Below are 8,043 nucleotides of genomic sequence, written 5' to 3'. Positions count from 1 at the left end.
AGGCGGCGTTGTTGGCCAAAGCATCCGTATTCACAGATGAAATCGCACAGTCAATTTCGATTGGCGAGGCGCAACACGCCGTGGCACAGGGCCTGATCAGGGAAAGTAACCTGATCCAGTTGGGTGCGGTCATCAACGGAACGAACCCGGGCCGAACATCAGACGATCAGATCACGTTGTTCGATGGCACTGGCGTCGGTCTTCAGGATCTGGCGGTTGCAGCGTCTGTTGTCGAGCTGGCCGTACAGAAAGGCATCGCGATTGAGGTCGATTTCTGATGCCTCCTCCGTGTTCACCTAAGCGTCGCGTCGAAAAACGCGTTGCTTATGTGAGCCATGGGCCAAGCCTGCCACACCTGAAATAAAAAACGGCGCGCTTAGTGCGCCGCTTCTCCACTTACAATTCCGGGCTGAACCGGTCAGACGTGATCGTTCTGTTCGATAGAGCCCAGCCCGTGGCCTGCCATTCCACCTGACACCTCTTCCGTCGCTTCATCCGAAAGCTCTTCGGGCAGAACCAGATTCAGGACAATAGCGATGATAGCGGCAGGCAAGATTCCGGATGTCGCCAGAACTTTGAAAGTTCCGGGCAGATGCTGTAAGGCGCCGGGCTCTAACTGCAAACCCAGACCCAGGCTGAGTGAAATCGCAAAGATCACCATGTTGCGGCGATTCCACGTCACGTCCGACAGCATCGAGACACCGGCTGCAACCACCATACCGAACATCACGATCACACCGCCGCCCAGAACCTCGATTGGAATGGACGAGATCACCGCGCCGATCTTGGGGATAAGCCCGCATATGATCAGGAAGAGGGCACCTATGGTTACGACCGTGCGGCTCATGACACCGGTCATGGCAATCAGGCCGACGTTCTGACTGAATGACGTGTTAGGCAGGGCGCCAAAGACACCTGATACCGCAGTTCCAAGACCATCGGCAAAAGTCGCGCCCTGAATTTCCTTGTCGGTTGCCTCGCGTCCCGCGCCCCCCTTGGTAATACCGGACACATCCCCGACCGTTTCAACAGCCGATACAAAGGACATCGCACAGAACCCGATGATCGCCGCAAATGTAAACTCGATACCGAAGTGAAACGGGTTCGGCATGGCAAACGGAACCGCGCGCCCGACATTGCCCAAGTTCACCTGACCCAGTGCGAATGCCACCACGTATCCGACCAACAGGCCAATCAGAACCGCCGACACCGACAACATACCGCGGGCAAAAAACTTCAGGCCCAGCGTAACAACAATCACAGTTCCGGCCATGAGCCAGTTCAGACCAGAGCCGTATTCTTCGGTACCGATGGCGGGTACACCGCCAGCTGCGTACTGGACGCCGACCTTGACAAGCGCAAGCCCGATCATGGTCACGACAAGACCTGTAACCAAAGGCGGAAGCGCAAAGCGAATACGGCCAATGAACAACCCAAGGCTGGCATGAAACAGGCCGCCAACGACTATACCACCCATCAATACGGCAATCACGTCAACGCCCTTACCAACCACCAAGGGGATCATGATCGGAATAAAGGCAAATGACGTTCCCTGCACGATTGGCAGGCGGGCGCCAACAGGCCCCAGCCCAATGGTCTGGAACAGTGTCGCAACGCCCGCAAAGAACATCGACATCTGGATCATGTAGATCATCTGCGGGAAATCGGGGCTGTTTGAACCAAACCCGAAACCCGCCGCACCACAGACGATGATGGCTGGCGTGACATTGGAAACAAACATCGCCAGAACGTGCTGAATTCCCAAAGGTACCGCCTTCAGGATTGGCGGGGTGTAGTTCGGGTCGCGGAGCTGCTCCGGCGTCCCTAAAGTTGCATCTGACATCGCGCTTTTCCTCCCAAAAAAACTGCGTGGGCCGGCTCCTCTTCCGGCAATGTCCCTTATTCAGTGATCGTGTAGGCGTTCTGGAACCAGTATTCCTCAAGGTTGGGCCCGTTTCCTATTCGGTCGACCACGGCGAACAACCCGGGGGGATGAAGCGGTGTCAGCACCCCGTGCCAGGTGTTCCGGTGATAATTCACGCCCTGTCCGGGCGCGGTAATGAATGCAACAGGCTTACCCGGCACACCCGCGTTGTCGGGCGCTACGACAACGACAAAGGGTTTATCTGAAAGCGGTAGAAAGGCCTGGCTGCCGTCGGGGTGACGCTCGACCATTTCAAGTTTGATGGGCAGGTCGAAGGCCTGGGATTGGAAAACGCTGATCCCTGCGCGCCCCTCATGGAAATCCAGTTGGGCGCGATCATGGTATCGCGCGCATTTTCCCTGATTGATGTATTTGTCCACCGCGCCAGACACTTCGATGACATCGCCGAACGGTGCAAAGACCTCGGCGGTCAGTGACCGGAGTTTCAGCGTGGATGTCATTGCGCGAATTTCTCGATCAGCCGCAACTCGGCAATCCGTTCGACCTGACGGCAGGCCTCGGCGAATTCGGTGTCTCGGTCACTGTCTAACCGACGGTGAAAAGCCTCCAGAATGGTTGCTTTGGTGTTGTCCTTGACCGCAATGATAAAAGGAAAGCCGAACTTGGTCGTGTAGGTGTCGTTCAAAGCCGTGAAGGTCGCACGCTCTTCATCCGTCAGCATGTCGAGACCTGCTCCGGCCTGTTCTGCCGTGCTTTCCTTGGTCAGACGACCCGCAGCAGCAAGTTTGCCTGCCAGATCCGGGTGGGCTGTCAGGACGCCAAGCCGCTGCTCGGCTGTGGCAGAACGGAATACGCGCGCCAGTGCATTGTGAACCCCTGCGGCATTGTCATGTGTGCGGCCCAGCTCCAGATCAAAGGCCGCTTGGGCAATCCACGGGCTGTGTTCGAACACGCCGCCAAATTCGGCGACAAAGGTTGGTTGGTCCATTTCCGACGGGGCCAGCCGTTGACATGGCGGATGCATTTGCGCCCAATGATCAGCGATTTGTTCGCGGGTGGCAAACCAGACCCCGTCATGTTTCTTGAAGTGGTCGAGTGCGCGTTTCAGGGCCATAGCGCGACCAGGGCGGCCGATGAGGCGGCAATGCAGTCCGATCGAAAGCATCTTCGGCTCGCCCGCCTGGCCTTCGGCATAAAGCATGTCGAAGCTGTCCTTGAGATAGCTTTCAAACTGTTCGCCGTTGGTATAGCCCGCCTGAATTGCAAACCGCATATCGTTGCAATCCATCGTGTAGGGCACGATCAACTGATCCTTGCCACCAGCCTTGACCCAATAGGGCAAATCGTCGGCATAGCTGTCGGCAATATAGGCCAGCTCGCCTTCGGCGGCGGCCAGATCGACCGTGTTCATCGAACAGCGGCCCGTGTACCAGCCACGTGGGGGCGTGCCGACGACCTCGGTATGAAGCCGGATCGCCTCACGGATCTGGGCGCGTTCTTCTTCCGCGTCCATGTCCTTGTGCTCAACCCATTTCAGACCATGGCTGGCAATCTCCCAGCCTGCGGCCTTCATCGCCGCAACCTGCGCCGGTGCACGGGCCAATGCTGTGGCAACGCCATAAACCGTGACGGGTAGGTCCTGTAAAAGACGATGCACCCGCCAGAATCCGGCGCGGCTGCCGTATTCGTAAATTGATTCCATGTTCCAGTGCCTTTGCCCGGGCCAAGGGGCCGCACCGGTGATTTCGGAAAGAAACGCCTCGGATGCGGCATCCCCGTGCAAAACGTTGTTTTCGCCGCCTTCTTCATAGTTCAGCACAATCTGAACCGCGATCTTGGCCCCGTTTGGCCAGTTTGCATTGGGTACTTGCCGACCATAGCCGGTCATGTCTCGTGGATACCGCGTCACATCAATTTCCCTCTTGGTGAAAAGACGAATAACCCAAACAATCACCTATGTTTTTCAAAAAATTCTGTAAGCAGTCTTTTGACAGACTGCCTTTGCCTGCCGCGAAGGTATTGCAATAGTAACAGCAATGCTTAGCGAGAGGTGCAAATGGCCGGTTACCTTACAACACATGTCCTGGATACGGCGCGGGGCTGCCCGGCCAGTGGGATGAAGATCGAGTTGTTCCGGATCAACGGAACAGACCGCACGTTGCTGAAAACTCTGCTCACCAACGAAGACGGCCGCACCAATGAACAAATCCTTCCCGAGGCCGAGTTTTCGACAGGCGAATACGAGTTGGTGTTTCATGCGGGCGAATATCTCGACGCCACTGGCGTGCCGCCTGAAAGCCCGCGTTTTCTGGATTTGATCCCGATCCGGTTCGGAATGTCCGAACACGCCCACTATCATGTTCCGCTGCTACTTTCGCCTTTCAGCTACGCGACTTATCGCGGAAGCTGAGCGTTGCGCTGCGTGTTCCTGTAGACTGACAATTGTATTGGTATTTTTGATACTGCTTGATCTTTCGTAGCAATACCCGATGAAACCTCTGTCGCCTAGAGTGCCAAAGAACTTGGATATGTAGGAGCAACGCCATGTATGACCTGGCTGTTATGTGGGAGTGGATGGCCTTTTCCGTCCGCTGGCTGCATGTGATCACGGCGATGGCGTGGATCGGCGCGTCATTCTATTTTATCGCGCTCGACCTTATGCTTAAGCCCAACCCTGCCTTGCCAGAAGGGGCCTATGGCGAAGAGTGGGAAGTGCACGGGGGCGGGTTCTATCACACCGTCAAATATCTTGTCGCACCAGCACGTATGCCCGAGCACCTGACCTGGCATAAATGGCAGAGCTACACGACATGGCTTTCGGGTGCGGCCTTGCTCATGATCATATATTGGGTCGGGGGCGAGTTGTTCCTGCTTGATCCGACCAAAGCGGACCTGGCGTTGTGGCAGGGGATATTGATCTCGGGCGGGTCACTGACCATCGGCTGGCTGCTTTACGACCAGATGTGCAAATCGCGCCTGAGTGAGCGACCCACCGCGCTGATGCTGTTGCTGTTCGTGATTCTGGTGGCCATGTCCTGGGGTTACAATCAGATTTTTACCGGTCGTGCCGCGCTTTTGCACCTGGGTGCGTTCACCGCAACCATCATGACGGCAAATGTGTTTTTCCAGATCATGCCCAACCAGCGGATCGTGGTGGAAGACCTCAAGGCGGGCCGGACGCCGGACGCCAAATATGGAAAAATCGCCAAGGTGCGGTCGACGCACAACAACTACCTGACGCTGCCCGTCGTGTTCCTGATGCTGTCGAACCATTATCCTTTGGCCTTTGGCACCCAGTATTCATGGATCATCGCCAGCCTGATCTTCCTGACCGGCGTGACCATCCGCCACTACTTCAACACGATGCACGCGACCGGGAAAGGGCCGCACTGGACCTGGGGTGTTACTGTCATCCTCATGATCGTGATCGCATGGCTGTCTTCTGTCAGAACCGGCGAGACATGGGAGGACGCCGAAGCAAGGGCGCTGACACCTTACGAGGAAAAATTTGCGTCGGCTACGGGGTTTGAAGAAGCCTATGACACTGTTCTGGGCAACTGCTCGATGTGCCATGCCCGCGAGCCGGTTTATGGCACCATGAAATGGGCCCCCAAGAAGGTTTATCTTGAAACACCCGGCGATGTTGCCCGACACGCCGACCAGATTTACCTGCAGGCCGGGATCAGCCATGCCATGCCACCGCCTTCAGCGGTTCAAATGGACGTGGAAGCGCGCCAAACCATCATCGCATGGGTGCGCGAGGTCAGAGGGCAGTAGGATTTTCGCAGGACGTCCTGTCCTTCACTTCCTACCCCCTGCCGCGGGACAAACACCCAGTTTCTACCGCTAAAACAAAGCAGAGCGCACAAGACCTGATGCCGCCCCCGGCCTAGCGCGATGGCGGGGTCAGCCATTGGGCCGACATGCCAAAATTCGAGTTCTTCAACTCTTGCTTGGCAATCGCCTGCAAATGCACCTCGTCCGGACCATCCGCATATCGCAGCGCGCGTGCCCAGGTATAGCTGTCGGCCAGCGGTGTATCCGGGGTCATGCCCATCGCGCCAAAGACCTGCATCGCGCGATCCGTCACAGCGGCATGCACATTGGGTGCCACCACCTTGATCAATGAAATCTCTCGGAACGCTTCTTTGGCGCCCACCTGATCAATCTTCCAGGCTGCTTTCAGGGTCAGCAACCGCGCCTGTTCGATCTCTAACCGGGATTTGGCGATCCACTCGCGGATCACGCCCTGTTCTGCAAGCTGCTTGCCAAACGCTTTCCGTTCTTGCGCGCGTTCGACCATCAGGTTAAGCGCCATTTCCGCCGCACCGATCGAACGCATGCAATGGTGGATGCGACCGGGACCAAGCCGGGCCTGCGCCAGAGCGAACCCGCTGCCTTCCTCGCCCAAAAGATTGCTGACCGGAACGCGCACATCCTTGAAGACCAGCTCGGCATGGCCTTCGGGGTCGTGCATGTTCAGAATAGTGGGGTTGCGAACAATCTCAAAACCGGGCGTGTCCTTCGGGACAATGACCATGCTTTGTTGTTTGTGCCGATCCGCATTGGGATCCGTTTTACCCATGACGATAAACAATCTGGTGTTCGGGTGGCAGGCGTTCGTGATGAACCACTTGCGGCCATTGATGACATATTCATCCCCCTCTCGCCGGATGGAAGTGGTAATATTGGTCGCGTCCGAACTGGCCACATCCGGTTCAGTCATCGCAAAAGAGGATCGGATTTCACCGTTCAACAGCGGCACCAGCCATGTCTCGCGCTGTTCCGGGGTGGCGAACATGTGCAACAGTTCCATATTGCCGGTATCCGGCGCACTGCAATTGAACACTTCCGAAGACCAGGCCACCTGCCCCATAAGTTCGGCCAGCGGCGCGTATTCCAGATTGCTCAGCCGGGTGCCGGGTTCATCGTCGCGCAGGCTGGGCAGGAACAAGTTCCACAACCCTTCGGCCCGGGCCAACGCCTTGAGATCTTCCATAAACGAAACCGGGAAACCGCCTGCCGCCATTTCTTCTTTGTGATCGCGTATGCGCGGGTAGATATGCGCCTCCATAAACGCTTTCAGGCGGTCATACATTTCCGTGGCGCGCGGCGATGGGGCAAAATCCATGGCGGTTCCTTCCTGTGCGTTGTGGCGGTGGTATCCTCGAACCCTGTTTGCGCCAGCACGGCCGCCAAGGCACTGTCTTCTGGTGAGTTTTATCTGGCGCTTGAATACACTCAGTTTGCGCAATCACTCCAATATGAAAAGAGGAAAAAACCAATACCGCAACCTGCCGGCGTGAAACGTCAGGTCATTGCACGTCAGCCTTATGACCTGGGCTCGGTCATAAGGCTCATTTGTCTTTGCTCTCAGATCTGGGTGGACCAACAAAACGCAAGGGCTTGATCGGGCCCCACTCGGAGATTTGCTCCGCGGGGCGAAATTCACATCGCCCGCCCCCGAAAGTGCCTCTCAACCTGCCTTTGGCGTTCACACAGAACTAGGCCGGTGGTTTCAGGCCCAGCTGTTTCACGGCGGTGCCTGCTGTCTGAACCCAACGCTCTTTTAGAGCGTTGTTACCATTGTGGCGCAAGCCCAGCGATTTCAGAAGCTCAAACCGTTTCAAATCATCGCCACCAAAGGACACAGCGACACGCGGCCACCAATAGTTAACCGCATCCTGCATCTGCTCTGTCTCTCCGCTCTTGGCAAGCTTCACAGCACCTTCCAGCGCCAACGCGCCATGATGAGCTTCGACCGGGGCGATGCTGCGGAACGCTCCGGCCAGCGGTTGATAGGAAACCATTGAAAACTCGGCCAGTTGTTCCATGACCGCACGGCTCATCAGCAGGTTCATGATGACGGCGTCAGTCCAGCCCGAGATCGGATAATTGAATACCGCAAGGCGCATGTCATGCGCGCTGCGGGTCGCACCGATATCTGCGTCACGATCCAGGCGCGCTGTCCACGGATGATGTGTGGCATATCTCTCGGTATCGGCCCCAAACTCACCCATTATCCTGAGAACCTGATCGGCGTGATCCGTTTTCTCAAGAACAATCCTGGCGGCTGCGATCCGTTCCTTGATGCCCGGCCCCTGATTGATGATGTCGGCGAATCCGGCAGCACCGGCAAGTTCGCTGTCCACGAACGT

The 8,043-nt window shown here is 56.8% G+C and carries 7 protein-coding genes and 1 pseudogene; 3 read left to right on the top strand and 5 right to left on the bottom strand.

The features are described from left to right. Positions 1 to 278, top strand: a pseudogene (locus AC2FND_RS18945) (ornithine cyclodeaminase family protein); the annotation flags it as partial. A 140-nt stretch (positions 279 to 418) separates the two neighbouring features. Here AC2FND_RS18945 and AC2FND_RS18940 read toward each other — a convergent pair. The 3 genes from AC2FND_RS18940 to puuE are packed head-to-tail and all read right to left on the bottom strand — an operon-like array spanning position 419 to position 3,794. Next, complete coding sequence (locus tag AC2FND_RS18940) at positions 419 to 1,843, bottom strand: uracil-xanthine permease family protein (protein WP_496771283.1); 1,425 nt, start codon at positions 1,841 to 1,843, stop codon at positions 419 to 421. A 56-nt stretch (positions 1,844 to 1,899) separates the two neighbouring features. After that, positions 1,900 to 2,385: an ureidoglycolate lyase gene (locus tag AC2FND_RS18935; protein ID WP_496771282.1), complete on the bottom strand. Its 486-nt coding sequence runs from the start codon at positions 2,383 to 2,385 to the stop codon at positions 1,900 to 1,902. Next, positions 2,382 to 3,794: an allantoinase PuuE gene (puuE, locus tag AC2FND_RS18930; protein ID WP_496771281.1), complete on the bottom strand. Its 1,413-nt coding sequence runs from the start codon at positions 3,792 to 3,794 to the stop codon at positions 2,382 to 2,384. The genes AC2FND_RS18935 and puuE overlap by 4 nt, the downstream gene beginning before the upstream one ends. Positions 3,795 to 3,941: 147 nt before the next feature. On the opposite strand from puuE, the gene uraH reads away from it, so the two are divergent. Continuing rightward, on the top strand, positions 3,942 to 4,295 hold the full coding sequence (gene uraH, locus AC2FND_RS18925; protein WP_480625353.1) for a hydroxyisourate hydrolase: 354 nt from the start codon (positions 3,942 to 3,944) through the stop codon (positions 4,293 to 4,295). A 134-nt stretch (positions 4,296 to 4,429) separates the two neighbouring features. After that, positions 4,430 to 5,662 (top strand): urate hydroxylase PuuD, encoded by a 1,233-nt coding sequence (locus tag AC2FND_RS18920; RefSeq protein ID WP_496771280.1) that lies wholly within the window; start codon positions 4,430 to 4,432, stop codon positions 5,660 to 5,662. Positions 5,663 to 5,774: 112 nt separating this feature from the next. On the opposite strand, the gene AC2FND_RS18915 is transcribed toward AC2FND_RS18920, so the two are convergent. Continuing rightward, a complete protein-coding gene (locus AC2FND_RS18915; RefSeq protein ID WP_209507563.1) occupies positions 5,775 to 7,016 on the bottom strand; it encodes an acyl-CoA dehydrogenase family protein in 1,242 nt (413 codons plus the stop codon). A gap of 373 nt (positions 7,017 to 7,389) precedes the next feature. Next, positions 7,390 to 8,043: Phenylacetic acid catabolic protein (locus tag AC2FND_RS18910; protein ID WP_496771279.1), on the bottom strand; the 654-nt coding region annotated here is incomplete at its 5' end.

The sequence above is a fragment of the Ruegeria sp. BHSB056 genome (genome assembly GCF_059613305.1).
Note: the sequence above shows the minus strand (reverse complement) of the source record. Positions and strands in the feature narration are given on the sequence as shown.